This window comes from Pantoea sp. Ft-CA_14 (assembly GCF_024520875.1).
Taxonomy (GTDB): Bacteria; Pseudomonadota; Gammaproteobacteria; order Enterobacterales; family Enterobacteriaceae; genus Pantoea; species Pantoea agglomerans.
Map to the genome: position 1 here is coordinate 191,211 of NZ_JALNPM010000001.1, position 13,797 is coordinate 205,007.

Below are 13,797 nucleotides of genomic sequence, written 5' to 3' on the forward strand. Positions count from 1 at the left end.
GTACTTCATCTGCTCAGTCATCAGCTAACCTTTCAGCAAATAGCCAGTGTGTCAGTGCTTTTTCGGCGGAGCTTGCACTACTGTTACCTGGCCATACACGCCTCTCTATTATCTATAAATTTTTCTGTTCCGATCGAAATGTGTGGCCGTGGGTCATCATTCTGTACCCTGCTTCAGACGCGCAACAATCTCCCCCCTCTTTTCAAATCACGCCGATAGCGTTAAGCTATACGAAACATATACGTTTCATATAAGGCTTGCATGGGTATCGTAAAAATCTCCGACCTGATGCATGAGAATCTGCGCATCGCCAGTCAGGCGATGAGCCGCTCAATTAATGCACAGGCAGAACACTGGCTAAAACTCGGTATGCTGGCAGAACTCTATCCGCAGCAGACCCAACATCAACTGGCGCAGATGCTAATCCGGCTTGAACTGGAAGGCAGCGCTGATATACGCAATATGCTCTCTAAAGAGAGCCTCACCACACAAGGAGACGTGTCATGAACAGCGTTAAAATTCATACCGCAGCGGAAATCGAAATGGCACGGGCAGCCGGACAGGCTGCGGCTCAGGTGCTGGCGATGATTACACCTCACGTCCGTCCCGGCATCACCACGGAAGAACTGGATGATATCTGTCACGATTTTATTGTGAATGAGCTTAAAGTGACGCCAGCAAACATCGGTTACCACGGTTATACCCGTACCACCTGCACGTCGGTCAATCATGTGGTCTGCCACGGCATCCCGGCCAGCAAAAAACTCAAGGATGGCGATATCGTTAATATCGATGTAGCGATCATCAAAGATGGCTGGTATGGCGATACCAGCCGGATGTACTTTGTCGGCACACCGTCAGTCCGTGCCAAACGTCTGGTCGATATCACCTATCAGTCGATGGTCGCCGGTATCAAAACCGTACGTCCTGGCGCGACGCTGGGCGATGTGGGCGCGGCTATCCAGCGTGTCGCTGAATCGGCTGGCTTCTCGGTGGTGCGTGAATATTGCGGTCACGGTGTCGGCGAAATTTACCACACCGATCCACAGGTGCTGCACTACGGCACGCCGGGCGAAGGAATGCCACTGAAAGCAGGCATGATTTTCACTATCGAACCGATGATTAATGCCGGTAAAGCCGGAACCAGCGTGCTGTCAGATGGCTGGACGGTGGTCACCAAAGATCGTTCGCTCTCGGCGCAATGGGAACATACCGTCGCCGTCACCGATAAGGGTTTTGATTTACTCACGCCCTGGCCTGAAGGCACCGGCGACTACCCGGCGATTTAATCTCTCAGCCTGAGACAGGGGCCTCAGGCTGCATTGTTAACTGCCCCTGACTTCACTCAGCGTTTCCAGCGTGCCGGAATGCCACACCTGCACATCGTTACGTCCGGCGCGCTTGACCTGATACAGCGCCTCATCGGCGCATCTAAGCCATTCATGAATTGTCGCCGCATCGCATGCCGGTGCAATCCCGATACTCACCGAGCACTGAAAGGTAGATGAAGCCGGTAGCCGCAGCAGGGCAATCCCCTGTCTGATCTGCTCTGCCAGCAACATGATGCTGGTTACATCCGCATCCCGCACAATCACACACAGCTCATCGCCGCCAAAGCGGGCAGGTATATCTTTCAGGCCGACGCTGTCACGCAGTAGTGCCGAGATTTCTGCCAGCAGGAAGTCGCCGGCTTCATGCCCGAAGGTGTCGTTAACCTGTTTGAAGTGATCGACATCCAGCAGCATCAGCCAGGCTTTACCCTCACCTCGCTGTGTACGTAAAAACTCGCTTTCAAGCCGCCGCTCAAACAGACGTCGGTTAGGTATTTTCAGACCAGGATCCATCAGCGCAATGCGTTCCAGCTCCTGATTCTTCTTTCGCAGACTCAGGGTCAGATTGTGTGAAACCACGCTGAGCGCCAGCAGATAGCCGCTGGCGAGCGGCAGAGTCAGCCAGACGGTGCGGGTAGAGAAAGTCAGCTGCAAAGGCGCCTTTTCCGCTAACCAGACCATTAAAAAGGTCAAAAGAAAGGCCTGCAAAGCAGACTTCAGCTGAACCCAACCGCCCGCCGAGTAACGATCAGAGATCAGTACCGCCATGATAATAATCGAGGGAAGCGGACTCAGCGCCATGGCTGCCACCCAGAAGCCGCCGAAAGCGGCATCCAGCGTCAGATTCTTACGTTCAAAACCCGTGGGATCGCGCGATCGCAATGCCAGTCTGAAGGCGGCATAGGGCCAGACAAACGCATTAGTAAATAGCAGTGCGCAGAGTTCCAGGCTTTTTCCCATCTCCATCAATACTGACAGAATGGGCAGGAAACAGAGAAAGGTGCCGAGCTGGCGCATCATGAACATGCGGCGCACAAATCGCGTCGATCGGCGCTTCAGCTGAATATCGTCAGGAGTGTAGTAATTCATATGCAGACTGAAGCAGCAACAGGTTATGGCAGTTTATCGGCAATTAATGAATTAAGGTAAACTATTTACAGAATATTCTTATTGCGGGTCACGAAGGGAATCTAATCAGGCTTTGACTTGTGTGCTTGGGACGATGGCAGTCAGGGAACAATTGCAGTAATGTGAGAAGATACCGCGCGCCATGAATACGCGCGGAGGCTTTTTATCGGCGGCCTTTAACCACTGAGGCAGACCAGTTGAAATCGCTGACTTCGCTGGCGGTCATTGAAGAAGGTTTTTTCTTACGCAGCGGTTTTTTCTTCTCCTTCTCAGCCTGCGCCCTCTCCTTCTCCAGTTTGCTGGTCATGATGATCTGACGAGCTTCACTATTGAATTCTTTCTCTTTTTTGCTATCAGGCTCTTTACCGGTTCGTTGACGGTACTTCTCGGCCAGGCCCTTATAGGTTTGCTCGACGGCCAGTCGTTCATCAGCGTTGAACTGATCAATGGAAATCATTTTTTTATCGTTCATAGCGGCGTGTCCTGTGGCGAGTTATTCCGGCAAGTGTACCGCATTTGCGGTCCGTTAACGCAGGGAATGGCATTAATCCGGTGAGCTGCTGATTCCGTCAGCACACACAGCCCGGTAATTTCTCTGAAACCTGCGCTTAGCCCTGTAAAAAATAGGGTTATCTCTTAATATAAAACTAATGTTCATCAGGTTTACTGGCAGTGACCACGTACTGCCGAGGAGCTGAAGGAATGATAAAAGAGACCGATCGCCTGTCACAGGCATTATTACGACGGCATGGGATTGGCGTTAAACAGAAACGTATACACTTCCGTGGCAGGGATCTGCTGTTTCAGCTGCACAACGCCCGCTATGAGGTGTTCAACGGCGATCGCTGTATTGCAACCGTCGATACCAACAATATCAATGAAGCCATTAAGCAGTTTAAAGCGCTGGACCATCCAGGGGAGAAATAGCCATGCCAGACTATCGTCTGTTTCAGAAAGAGCAAACAGTCAGAGCCGTGAACACTGAGCGGCAGGATCAGCAGGACGCGTTAATGGCTGATGGCTATAAGATGGTGTGGGACGTGGTGCATGCCGATAACGCCGATGCCGCGCTGCTGCGCTATCAGCAACTGCGTCACGAAGAGGATAATGCTGAGCAGAGTTTCGCAAACGATTCAGTTTTAAGTAGTCTGATGAACCTGATATCCCGCTGAGTCAGTGCGGGGCTGAAGGTATAAAGCCAAAGTTACTGTTAATTCATGCTGTGCTGATTAGAATAAAGAAAATTCCCCGAATACAGGTTTCTGATGAAAATCACCATTCACAAAGAAGATGAGCTGTTTATGCACAACTTCTTTGCTGCGCCATGCCACACCGTTGAAACAGACTCACCACAGGCACAACAGATTCAGCAATCGCTTCAGCTGGCCATCCAGCAAAAAAGTGCAGAGGCCGATGGGGACTGGAAACGTAGCCTGACTTTTCTGATTCTGTTTCTCTTTTTATATGCTGCGCTGGGTGCCTCGCTGACGCTTGATCTCAGCACCACTGGCACGCCTCATAAGAGTATTGAATATGCGCTGGAAGCGATTCCGGTACTCATCGCCTTCTCCGGCTTCTTCATCTCTATTCTCTATCTGTTCCTGACCCGCGCCAGCGCGCGTAAACAGCGTAACTGGGAAAGGACTATTCTGGTGCTGGAGAAATACTCCATCGGAAATCTGTTTAAAGCGACGCATACCCAGGGCGGAGGTACCAGCAACTACTCCGTGCCCAACCTTTCTATTTCGCTCGCGCTGTTTATCTGCCTGACCTGGCTGGTGATTTATAACTATCTGACGTTTACCACCAGCGGGGTGTTTGGCAGTGTCATCTCCCTGTTTATCAGCACCATGGTTTATGTGATTCTGGATATTCAGCTGCTTAAGCCTTTTACCCATGCTGTGGAGAAAGCAGAAGCGGAAAAGAGTGACGCGGATAAAGAGCAGGATTAACTGCGCCTGGTAAGCGGCAAAAGAGATACCCGGTCAATGAGCCGGGTATTTTTTTGTTTAATCAGAACGATCTTGCTGCAAGACCCCTGCTGCACGGAGTTCAATGAGAACGGTCGATACTAAAGTATATAAGTATGTTGTAACTATAGGCAGGGCTTAATCCTTTGGGTTCAGCCCGTGTAAAAGTCAGACGGCCCGCTTTCACAGCGGGTCGTATTCATCACCAGTGGGTTTTCTGCATATCAATGACAAAACGATATTTCACATCGCTGGTCAGCATACGTTCAAAGGCAGTTTCGACCTCTTCACCTGTGATCATCTCAACATCAGCCGTGATGTTGTGCTGACCACAGAAGTCGAGCATCTGCTGCGTCTCCTGGATGCTGCCAATTGAGGTGCCAGTGATGCTCAGGCGACGAAACACCATCGGTGTCACATTCGGTGATGGATGAGGTTGATCGGGTATGCCCACCAGCACCAGCTGACCATTGGTTTTCAGCGCACCGAGATAAGGATCAAGGTCGTGTGGTGCAGCGACACAGTCCAGAATGATGTCCAGTGACGCCTGGCAGTCAGCCATTTGTGCGGCGTCTCGCGAGATCACCACGTTCTTGGCGCCGAGCCGGCGTGCATCTTCCCCTTTCGCCGGAGAAGTCGTAAACAGGGTGACTTCTGCGCCCAGCGCGCTGGCCAGTTTAACCGCCATATGGCCCAATCCCCCAAGCCCGACCACACCCACACGATCGCCTGCTTTGACTTTAAAATGCTGCAACGGTGACCAGACGGTCACGCCAGCGCACAGCAGCGGTGCCACCGCATTCAGCGCCAGATTGTCGGGCACCGTGACCACAAAATGCTGGTCGGCGATGACATGCTGCGCATAGCCACCAAATGTCGTATTGCCGGTGTATTTATCCGTGCCGTTGTAGGTCGGCGTGAAACCCGCCTCACAATATTGCTCTTCCTGCTGCTGACAGAAATGGCATTCACCACACGAGTCGACCATCACGCCCACGCCAACCGTATCCCCGGCGGCAAATTTAGTGACGTTGCCGCCCACTGCCACTACGCGTCCGACAATTTCGTGACCGGGAACCAGCGGATAGCGGCTGACTCCCCATTCATTACGGGCCATATGCAGATCGGAGTGACAGACACCGCAGTAAAGAATTTCGATTTTCACATCGTCAGCCTGCAGCTCGCGTAACTCTACCTGGCCTGCCCGCAGCGGCTGATCTGCCTGGGACGCTATCAGCGCGTTAATTTTCATCTGTTGCCTCTTTTCACCTGGTGGTCGTAAAGAAAGCGGCCCACTATAGACACACGGAACCCCATTTGGTAGTAGTTACCTTTTGGTTACCATACTATCTGGGAAGTCACTATGCCGGTCTGGGTTGAAGGAAAACTTTGCTTTTATGCGGATTCACCGCCACGCCGCCTGCTGGAACTCTTTTCGGTGAAGTGGAGCACGATGGTGCTGCATGCGCTCTATCACTGGCCGGAAAACCGGGCACGCACGGGTGAACTGGAGCGCAGCCTGCAGGGTATTTCGAAGAAGATGCTGATTCAGACGCTGCGTGAGCTGGAGCAGCGCGGACTGGTGTCGCGTCAGGTCTGGCAGGTGGTGCCACCAAAAGTGGAATACAGCCTCACGCCGTTGGGACATACCTTCGCACAGCCAATAGAGCAGATGTATCAGTGGGGACTGGAGAATCAGGCTGCGCTGGATGAAATGGAACATCACGCGCGCAGCCATCAGGAGAGTGGCGGATAGAAGGCCGCCAGTTCTCACGCAGTGCAGGCTTAATCGAACGGGAATTCGCGCGCCAGCACGCGGGAAATGACATTCAGCGCGCCTTCATCATTGTTGCTCTGAGTCTGATAGCGCGCCACGGCAGCGACCGAATCAGCGGCATTGGCCATTGAGAAACTGAAGCAGGCCTGACGCAGCATCTCAATATCATTGGCGCTGTCACCAATTGCCAGCACTTCGCAATCGCTGATGCCCCACTTTTCCTGCAGCAGCGCAATGCCGTGTGCCTTATGGCAGCCGGGAATAATGAGATCAATAAAGCCAAAACCGCTGGATACCGGATGCATGATGTTTTCCAGCTCGCCCAGACGGGAATGCAGTCTTTGCAGCAGTGCATCCACCCCTTCGTGCTCCAGCTTCAGCGAGAATTTGAAAATGGTGTCGTCGATGGCATAGAGGTCATCGCGTTTTTCCAGCCGGTGATAGTGGTTTGCAAGCATTGCCATCACCTCGTCAGAGGTGGATGAATGCATATAGGCGCCGTTGCGTCCACAGACCACGACCGCGATGTCAGGTTCATGCGCCAGGATATCGAGGATCTTATGCACTTTCTCCTGAGCTAACTCTCCGCAGAAGATCTCTTCATTACAGTCAGAGACCCATGCGCCATTTTCCGCCACGAAAGCGATCTCATCTTTGATGTCGGGAAAATAGCGCTGCAGCTGGTAATACTGATTACCACTGGCCACCACAAAACGGATGCCCTTCTGCTTCAGCAGCGCATACTGACGTGAAAACCGCTGAACGTTGTACTGCTTATTGTCGTCCAGAAAGGTGCCGTCCATATCCACCGCAATCATCTTAACCGCCATCTCGCCTGCCCCTATACGTTCGCCGTTCTGTCCTTTCGGCTGATTGATTTGATTCATAAAGCTTACTCGCTGTGTGGATTAATGAGAATGCAAATAGTGACTTTGCTAACGGCTTTCAGAGCGTTCCGGTTCCGGAGTTGTGTTATCACGCACGTTTTTTTTCGTTAAAAGAATGTTAACCTCAGCCGAACATTACGAATGAAGGTTATTTTAATTACATTCGTAACTCAACCCCCAGATATTCAGGAGCACGAGATGCGTGAAGATTCCCGATCAACCCCTTTACCTGACGACGTCAAAACCGCTATTCGCGAGATGAAACAGCATTTACGTCAACAGATTGGTGATGTCGATGCCCTTTTCCGTCAGGTTTGCGACAACATCACTGCTGCGATTGCTGAAGCAAAAGCAGATGAAAAGCGCACGGGCAGTGCCTGGCCGGTAGTGCCCATGCAGGACATTGCAGCGGGAAAGGTTTCGGATGAAACCCGGGCGCTGATTAAACGTCGCGGCTGTGTGGTAATTAAGCAGCACTTCGCGCGTGAGCAGGCGCTGGCATGGGATAAGTCGATGCTCGACTATCTGGATCACAACCGGTTTGACGAACACTATCGCGGCCCCGGCGATGACTTTTTTGGATCGCTGGCTGCCTCCCGCCCCGAAATCTATCCGATTTACTGGTCACAGGCGCAAATGCAGGCGCGGCAGAGCGCGGCAATGGCTGACGCGCAATCTTTTCTGAACCGGTTATGGAAGTCTGAATCACAGGGCAAGCAGTGGTTTGACCCGGATGTCAGCGTTATCTATCCCGATCGCATCCGTCGCCGCTTGCCGGGCACCACCTCGAAGGGATTAGGCGCCCATACCGATTCCGGCGCGCTGGAACGCTGGTTACTCCCCGCGTATCAGCAGGTTTTCAGTAAGCTGTTTCACGGTGATTTTGCCGCTTACGACCCCTGGGATGCAGCTCACCGCACCGAAGTGGATGAGTATGATCTGCCGGGTACCACCAAATGTTCCGTGTTCCGGACCTTTCAGGGCTGGACCGCACTCTCCGATATGATCCCCGGTCAGGGCCTGCTGCACGTGGTGCCGGTGCCGCAGGCGATGGCCTATGTTCTGCTGCGCCCGCTGCTTTCAGACGTACCTGAAGATGAACTGTGCGGCGTCGCGCCGGGCCGGGTGTTGCCCGTTAATGAACAGTGGCATCCGCACCTGATTGCAGGACTCTGTTCGATACCGGCCTTAGAGGCTGGCGATTCGGTATGGTGGCACTGTGATGTGATCCACGCCGTTGCACCGGTTGAAGATCAACAGGGCTGGGGCAATGTGATGTATATCCCCGCTGCACCTATGTGTGACAAAAACCGCGCCTATGCCCGGCGGGTTGCACAGGCGCTGGAGCAGGGACGTTCGCCGGGAGATTTTCCGCCGGAAGATTATGAAACAGAGTGGGACCAGCGTTTTACGCTGCAGGATCTCAATCTTAACGGACGCCGGTCGCTGGATTTGTCCTGATCCCAATCCCGCGTTGTACACCAGCGCGGGATATCCCTGTTACACTGGAGCTTCTTTTTTTCTGCGAAACGCAATTATGAACCCGCGACATCATCAGATTATTCAACTGGTTAATAGCCGGGGCAGCGTAACGGTCAGCGAACTGGCGCAGCTTACCGGGGTTTCTGAAGTGACGGTGCGGCAGGATCTCACGCTGCTGGAACGCGACCGGTTGCTGCGGCGGGTTCACGGTTCCGCGCTGGCGCTGGACAGCGATAACGTCGGCACCCGCATGAATACCCGCTATCCCATCAAGCAGGCGCTGGCACGACATGCGGCCAGCCTGGTTCAGGCGGGTGAATCGGTCTTCATCGAAGGCGGCAGCACCAATGCGCTGCTGGCGCGTGCGCTGGCTGACCGCGCCGATCTTACGCTGATTACCGTCAGTCACTATATTGCCCAGCTTCTTCGGGAAGCCACCTGTGAGGTGATTGTACTCGGTGGCCTGCTGCAGAAAAGCAGTGAGTCGGTAGTCGGCCCGCTGACGCGGTATTCCATCCAGCAGGTCCATTTTCACCGGGCATTTGTTGGCGTGGATGGCTGGCATCCGGAGACCGGTTTTACCGGCCGCAACATGCTGCGCTGTGATGTGGTGGATGCCGTGCTGGCGAAAGGCGCTGAGAGCTATGCCCTGACCGACGCCTCCAAGTTTGGTCAGATTCACCCTTATCCGCTTTCATCGGGTTATCAGGTCGGGCACGTGATTACCGATGAGACGCTGGATGCGGCGGCGGCAGCGCAGCTCAGGGAACAGGCGATAGAGGTGATACAGATCGCCGCAGGTTAAGCAGAACGGCCGGGGCCTTTAGTAACGGAGTCCCGCAGCATCAGGCTGGCCGTGAAGGGTGCCTGAGTATGCCAGTCTCCGCCATCAAGCATGTTCAGCAGGCGGTTAATCGTCTCATCGATCATCTCGGTGACCGGCAGTTTCATGCTGGATAACGACGGCGTGATGAAGGGCGCCAGCGGAATATCATCGAAGCCAATCACCGAAACCTGCCCGGGTACCGCGATGTTGCATTCAGTCAGACGTTTGATGGCACCAATCGCCATCTCATCATTACTCGCCACCAGCGCGCTGAATGTCACCCTGCGTTCCAGCAGCTGGTCCACGGCCGCCATACCGCTCTGCGCCGTCCATTTACCGGTCACGATTCGCCGGGAATCGGCTTCAATGCCCTGTGCGGCCAGCGCAGCGTGATAGCCGGAAAGTCGCTCGACGCCGGTCGGCGAATCGAGTGAACCGGTGATAAACGCGATCTCGCGATGCCCCTGATTCAGCAGATGGCTCACCGCCGTGGCGCTGCTGGCGTGCTGATCGCTGTAAATGCAGTAGCTATGGTTGACGCGCAGCCGCCGGTTGATCACCAGTATCGGCTGTTTGTGCCGGGAGATAATCGCATCCAGCGCGTCAATGCTCAGGAAGCGCGGATAGATAATGATGCCGTCACAGCGCAGATCGAGCAGAAACTGAATCGCCGCCTCTTCCTGCTCAGCGGTGTGTTTGCCGTCCGCCAGAATCAGCTGGCGGCCCTGCTGCTCCAGTATGCGCGCGGAGTGTGCCATTAGTTCAGTGAAGTAGCTGCCGCTGTAGAGCGTATTGGTGATCACCAGTCCAATGGTCTGAGACGTTTTTGTCGCCAGGTTGCGCGCCAGCAGATTGGGCCGGTATCCGGTTTCGGCAATCGCCTTCAGTACTTTTTCACGCTTTTCCTGCCCGACATAGCCATTGCCCGAGAGCACACGTGACACTGTCGCTTTTGAGACGCCCGCCCTGTTTGCCACTTCCTGAATCGTTGCCATGGTGATGCTCCTTTGCTGCGTCGTCCTGCAGTCTACCTAAGCCTCTCAATCTTGGAAATATTTACCCCGCCCTTGCGCGAAGTTACCTGGCACCATCAGGTGATGGAGTTCACAAAAAAGAGATCTTGATGATTTTGGCGCTTGTCGGCGCCATGAAAGCACTTCATGATTTTGTGAAACCGGTTTCCTATTTGCCTGCCCGCAGGCGCAAAAACATAAAAACTTTAACCGATTTACCCTACAGAGAAGAGCGATCATGCCCAGAAATTATGCCGAGGTGTCACGCGCCATCGTCGATGCGCTAGGCGGCCTCACCAATATCGAAGCCGTAACCCACTGCATGACCCGCCTGCGGTTTGTGTTGAAAGATGAAGCTCAGGTCGACTATCCCCGGCTCAAGGCGATCAATGGCGTTATGGGCGTGGTGCACAACGACACTCAATGCCAGGTGATCATTGGTAACAACGTGTCACAGGCTTATCAGGCGGTGCTGGAGCTGGGATCGCCCGCAGCGACATCAACTGCACCCGTGAAACGTAAAATCACGCTGCGAGGCATCGGTGCAGGTATTCTTGATGCGCTGGTGGGCACCATGTCGCCGCTGATTCCGGCCATTATTGGCGGGTCAATGGTTAAGCTGCTGGCGATGATCCTGGATATGGCGGGCGTGTTTGAGAAAGGCTCATCAACGCTGGTCATCCTCAACGTGATTGGCGATGGCGCATTCTTCTTCCTGCCGATCATGGTGGCCGCCTCTGCGGCGCTGAAATTCAAAACGAACATGTCGCTGGCGATCGCCATTGCCGGTGTACTGGTTCATCCCAACTTTGTTGAACTGATGGCGAAAGCGGCACAGGGTCAGGCGGTGGAATTTGCTTACATCCCGGTGACCGCGGTGAAATATACCTACACCGTAATCCCGGCGCTGGTGATGACCTGGATCCTGTCGCACATCGAGCGCGGCGTGGATCGTATTACCCCTGCCGTCACTAAAAACTTCCTGAAACCGATGCTGATTGTGCTGATTGCGGCACCCATCGCGATTGTGCTGATTGGTCCGATTGGTATCTGGATCGGCAGCGGCATCTCCGCGCTGGTCTACACCGTGCATGGCTATCTTGGCTGGCTTTCCGTCGCGATTATGGGCGCAATCTGGCCGCTGCTGGTGATGACCGGGATGCATCGGGTGTTCACCCCCACCATCATCCAGACCATTGCCGAAACCGGCAAAGAGGGCATGGTGATGCCGTCAGAGATTGGTGCCAACCTCTCGCTGGGGGGATCGTCGCTGGCGGTGGCGTTCCGGACCAAAAACCGTGAACTGCGCCAGACCGCGCTGGCAGCGGCGGCATCAGCGATTATTGCCGGCATTTCAGAACCGGCGCTGTATGGCGTTGCGGTCCGTTTAAAACGACCGCTGATCGCCTGTCTGATCAGTGGTTTTATCTGTGGCGCGGTCGCGGGCATTGGCGGGCTGGCCAGCCACTCCATGGCCTCTCCCGGCCTGTTTACCAGCGTACAGTTCTTCGATCCCACCAATCCCATGAGTATTGTCTGGGTCGGTGCGGTCATGGTGTTGTCTGTGGTGCTCTCATTTGTGCTGACGCTGCTGTTAGGTTTTGAAGATATTCCTGAAACCGAGCCCGAAACCAACACCGCACCCGAAAGCGCAACGCAACCTGCGCCCGTTACCGAACGCGCTAACGCGATTAATAGCCACTAAAGGAAAGGGTCACGCTGACCCGGAAAAGAGGATTGCATGTCTGATTCAAGGTTTCCGCAAGGATTTTTATGGGGCGGCGCACTGGCCGCCAACCAGAGTGAAGGCGGCTTTCGTGAAGGCGGAAAGGGCTTAACCACCGTCGACATGATTCCACATGGCCTGCACCGTATGCCGGTCAAACTCGGTCTGGAAAAGCGTTTTACCCTGCGTGACGATGAATTTTATCCCAGCCATGAAGCCATCGATTTTTATCACCGCTATCCGGAAGACATTGCGCTGATGGCGGAGATGGGGTTCAGCGTGTTCCGCACGTCGATTGCCTGGAGCCGTCTCTATCCCAATGGCGATGAACTGACGCCCAATCCGCAAGGCATCGCCTTTTACCGCGCGGTCTTTGAGGAGTGCCGGAAATATAATATCGAACCGCTGGTCACGCTCTGTCACTTTGATGTGCCGATGCATCTGGTGACTGAATATGGCTCGTGGCGCAATCGCAAAATGGTCGACTTTTTTGCCCGCTATGCCCGCAGCTGCTTTGAGGCGTTTGATGGCCTGGTGAAATACTGGCTGACCTTCAATGAGATTAATATCCTGCTGCACAGCCCCTTTTCCGGCGCCGGTCTGGTGTTCGAACCCGGTGAGAACAAGGATCAGGTAAAGTATCAGGCGGCCCATCATGAACTGGTCGCCAGCGCGCTGGTGACGCGCATCGCGCATGAAGTGAATCCGATGAACCAGGTCGGCTGCATGCTGGCAGGCGGCAACTTCTATCCCTGGTCGAGCAAGCCGGAAGATGTCTGGGCTGCGCTGGAAAAGGATCGCGAAAACCTGTTCTTTATTGACGTGCAGGCGCGTGGGGCCTATCCGGCCTACGCCGCCCGCGTATTCCGTGAAAAAGGTGTGACGCTTGAGATCGCTGACGGCGATGACGACATTCTGAAAAACAGCGTCGATTTTGTCTCGTTCAGCTACTACGCCTCACGTTGCGCCTCGGCCGAGATGAACGAGCAGAACAGCAGCGCCGCCAATGTGGTGAAATCCCTGACCAATCCCCATGTACCGCGCAGTGAGTGGGGCTGGGGTATCGATCCGCTCGGCTTACGCATCACGATGAATATGATGTATGACCGCTATCAGAAGCCGCTGTTTCTGGTGGAGAATGGCCTGGGCGCGCGCGATGAGATCGAATCAAATGGCGAGATCAACGATGATTACCGCATCAGCTATCTGCGCGAACATATCCGCGCCATGGGCGACGCAATTGAGGATGGCGTGCCAGTGATGGGTTACACCAGCTGGGGCTGTATCGATCTGGTTGCCGCCTCAACGGGTGAAATGAGCAAGCGCTACGGATTTGTCTATGTTGACCGCGACGACCTGGGTAACGGCACGCTGGCGCGCACGCGGAAGAAATCCTTCTGGTGGTACAAAAAAGTCATCGGCAGTAATGGCGCGGATCTTGAGTGACAACGTCACTTAAGATCTATCGTCATGCTGTTACTGGCGCGACAACCACACCGGAACAGAACGCTTATTTCTGCCGTTGTACTCCGGCAGTAATTATCGTATAACCAATGTCTCCGAGGGGTGTCCTGTAATGGGCTGAGATGGCGTAAGCCGAACCCTTTGAACCTGATCTGGGTCATGCCAGCGAAGGGACGGGTCGGCAGATTTTCTG

15 protein-coding genes and 1 riboswitch are annotated in these 13,797 nt (G+C 54.2%); of the genes, 10 read left to right on the forward strand and 5 right to left on the reverse strand.

The features are described from left to right. The first annotated feature begins 261 nt into the window (after positions 1–261). Together NR195_RS00900 and map are read left to right on the forward strand one after the other, a co-directional pair. Positions 262–507, forward strand: coding sequence for a ParD-like family protein (locus NR195_RS00900; RefSeq protein WP_033780321.1), 246 nt, complete (start codon positions 262–264; stop codon positions 505–507). Then, positions 504–1,289, forward strand: a complete 786-nt coding sequence (gene map / locus NR195_RS00905) for a type I methionyl aminopeptidase (protein WP_256843905.1) — start codon at positions 504–506, stop codon at positions 1,287–1,289. Before NR195_RS00900 ends, map begins: the two co-directional genes overlap by 4 nt. A 36-nt stretch (positions 1,290–1,325) precedes the next feature. On the opposite strand, the gene NR195_RS00910 is transcribed toward map, so the two are convergent. Both NR195_RS00910 and NR195_RS00915 read right to left on the reverse strand, forming a co-directional pair. After that, positions 1,326–2,420 (reverse strand): diguanylate cyclase, encoded by a 1,095-nt coding sequence (locus NR195_RS00910; RefSeq protein WP_256843906.1) that lies wholly within the window; start codon positions 2,418–2,420, stop codon positions 1,326–1,328. Positions 2,421–2,622: 202 nt separating this feature from the next. Then, positions 2,623–2,931 (reverse strand): hypothetical protein, encoded by a 309-nt coding sequence (locus tag NR195_RS00915; RefSeq protein ID WP_010247001.1) that lies wholly within the window; start codon positions 2,929–2,931, stop codon positions 2,623–2,625. A 230-nt stretch (positions 2,932–3,161) separates the two neighbouring features. On the opposite strand from NR195_RS00915, the gene NR195_RS00920 reads away from it, so the two are divergent. From NR195_RS00920 to NR195_RS00930, 3 genes are all read left to right on the forward strand, one after another. Further along, positions 3,162–3,386 (forward strand): hypothetical protein, encoded by a 225-nt coding sequence (locus NR195_RS00920; protein ID WP_010246998.1) that lies wholly within the window; start codon positions 3,162–3,164, stop codon positions 3,384–3,386. 2 nt (positions 3,387–3,388) lie between these two features. Next, positions 3,389–3,631 carry a hypothetical protein gene (locus NR195_RS00925; protein WP_033768865.1) on the forward strand — a complete coding sequence of 81 codons (243 nt, stop codon included), beginning with the start codon at positions 3,389–3,391 and terminating at the stop codon, positions 3,629–3,631. Positions 3,632–3,724: 93 nt separating this feature from the next. Beyond that, positions 3,725–4,411, forward strand: a complete 687-nt coding sequence (locus NR195_RS00930; protein WP_256843907.1) for a hypothetical protein — start codon at positions 3,725–3,727, stop codon at positions 4,409–4,411. Positions 4,412–4,631: 220 nt separating this feature from the next. Here the strand turns inward: NR195_RS00930 and NR195_RS00935 are convergent, their stop codons facing one another. Further along, complete coding sequence (locus tag NR195_RS00935) at positions 4,632–5,681, reverse strand: NAD(P)-dependent alcohol dehydrogenase (RefSeq protein WP_158132367.1); 1,050 nt, start codon at positions 5,679–5,681, stop codon at positions 4,632–4,634. A 111-nt stretch (positions 5,682–5,792) separates the two neighbouring features. Here NR195_RS00935 and NR195_RS00940 point away from each other — a divergent pair, with 111 nt between their 5' ends. Then, positions 5,793–6,185: a helix-turn-helix domain-containing protein gene (locus tag NR195_RS00940; RefSeq protein WP_010246990.1), complete on the forward strand. Its 393-nt coding sequence runs from the start codon at positions 5,793–5,795 to the stop codon at positions 6,183–6,185. 29 nt (positions 6,186–6,214) lie between these two features. Here NR195_RS00940 and NR195_RS00945 read toward each other — a convergent pair whose 3' ends face one another. Beyond that, positions 6,215–7,036 carry a Cof-type HAD-IIB family hydrolase gene (locus NR195_RS00945; RefSeq protein ID WP_139016403.1) on the reverse strand — a complete coding sequence of 274 codons (822 nt, stop codon included), beginning with the start codon at positions 7,034–7,036 and terminating at the stop codon, positions 6,215–6,217. A 255-nt stretch (positions 7,037–7,291) separates the two neighbouring features. Between NR195_RS00945 and NR195_RS00950 the strand changes: the two genes are divergently transcribed. Continuing rightward, positions 7,292–8,554: a DUF1479 domain-containing protein gene (locus NR195_RS00950; RefSeq protein WP_129063325.1), complete on the forward strand. Its 1,263-nt coding sequence runs from the start codon at positions 7,292–7,294 to the stop codon at positions 8,552–8,554. Positions 8,555–8,630: 76 nt separating this feature from the next. Continuing rightward, positions 8,631–9,380 carry a DNA-binding transcriptional regulator YciT gene (locus NR195_RS00955; RefSeq protein WP_172608619.1) on the forward strand — a complete coding sequence of 250 codons (750 nt, stop codon included), beginning with the start codon at positions 8,631–8,633 and terminating at the stop codon, positions 9,378–9,380. Here NR195_RS00955 and NR195_RS00960 read toward each other — a convergent pair. After that, entirely contained in the window at positions 9,377–10,396 is a 1,020-nt protein-coding gene (locus NR195_RS00960; protein WP_062758927.1) for a LacI family DNA-binding transcriptional regulator, read from the reverse strand. The two genes, NR195_RS00955 and NR195_RS00960, sit on opposite strands and share 4 nt — an antisense overlap. Positions 10,397–10,652: 256 nt before the next feature. Here NR195_RS00960 and ascF point away from each other — a divergent pair, with 256 nt between their 5' ends. Both ascF and NR195_RS00970 read left to right on the forward strand, forming a co-directional pair. Next, positions 10,653–12,119, forward strand: coding sequence for a PTS cellobiose/arbutin/salicin transporter subunit IIBC (ascF, locus tag NR195_RS00965; protein WP_033787124.1), 1,467 nt, complete (start codon positions 10,653–10,655; stop codon positions 12,117–12,119). A gap of 36 nt (positions 12,120–12,155) precedes the next feature. Then, positions 12,156–13,586 (forward strand): 6-phospho-beta-glucosidase, encoded by a 1,431-nt coding sequence (locus tag NR195_RS00970; protein WP_256843908.1) that lies wholly within the window; start codon positions 12,156–12,158, stop codon positions 13,584–13,586. 106 nt (positions 13,587–13,692) lie between these two features. Then, a riboswitch (TPP riboswitch) is annotated at positions 13,693–13,795 on the forward strand. The last annotated feature ends 2 nt before the right edge of the window (positions 13,796–13,797 follow it).

Excerpts from the sequence above, each read along its gene's own strand:
- NR195_RS00955 (WP_172608619.1), top strand. The coding sequence starts at position 8,631 with ATGAACCCGCGACATCATCAGATTATTCAACTGGTTAATAGCCGGGGC.
- ascF (WP_033787124.1), top strand. The coding sequence starts at position 10,653 with ATGCCCAGAAATTATGCCGAGGTGTCACGCGCCATCGTCGATGCGCTA.
- NR195_RS00940 (WP_010246990.1), top strand. The coding sequence starts at position 5,793 with ATGCCGGTCTGGGTTGAAGGAAAACTTTGCTTTTATGCGGATTCACCG.
- NR195_RS00915 (WP_010247001.1), bottom strand. The coding sequence starts at position 2,931 with ATGAACGATAAAAAAATGATTTCCATTGATCAGTTCAACGCTGATGAA.
- NR195_RS00925 (WP_033768865.1), top strand. The coding sequence starts at position 3,389 with ATGCCAGACTATCGTCTGTTTCAGAAAGAGCAAACAGTCAGAGCCGTG.
- NR195_RS00930 (WP_256843907.1), top strand. The coding sequence starts at position 3,725 with ATGAAAATCACCATTCACAAAGAAGATGAGCTGTTTATGCACAACTTC.
- NR195_RS00945 (WP_139016403.1), bottom strand. The coding sequence starts at position 7,036 with ATGGCGGTTAAGATGATTGCGGTGGATATGGACGGCACCTTTCTGGAC.
- NR195_RS00935 (WP_158132367.1), bottom strand. The coding sequence starts at position 5,681 with ATGAAAATTAACGCGCTGATAGCGTCCCAGGCAGATCAGCCGCTGCGG.
- map (WP_256843905.1), top strand. The coding sequence starts at position 504 with ATGAACAGCGTTAAAATTCATACCGCAGCGGAAATCGAAATGGCACGG.
- NR195_RS00950 (WP_129063325.1), top strand. The coding sequence starts at position 7,292 with ATGCGTGAAGATTCCCGATCAACCCCTTTACCTGACGACGTCAAAACC.
- NR195_RS00910 (WP_256843906.1), bottom strand. The coding sequence starts at position 2,420 with ATGAATTACTACACTCCTGACGATATTCAGCTGAAGCGCCGATCGACG.
- NR195_RS00900 (WP_033780321.1), top strand. The coding sequence starts at position 262 with ATGGGTATCGTAAAAATCTCCGACCTGATGCATGAGAATCTGCGCATC.
- NR195_RS00960 (WP_062758927.1), bottom strand. The coding sequence starts at position 10,396 with ATGGCAACGATTCAGGAAGTGGCAAACAGGGCGGGCGTCTCAAAAGCG.
- NR195_RS00970 (WP_256843908.1), top strand. The coding sequence starts at position 12,156 with ATGTCTGATTCAAGGTTTCCGCAAGGATTTTTATGGGGCGGCGCACTG.
- NR195_RS00920 (WP_010246998.1), top strand. The coding sequence starts at position 3,162 with ATGATAAAAGAGACCGATCGCCTGTCACAGGCATTATTACGACGGCAT.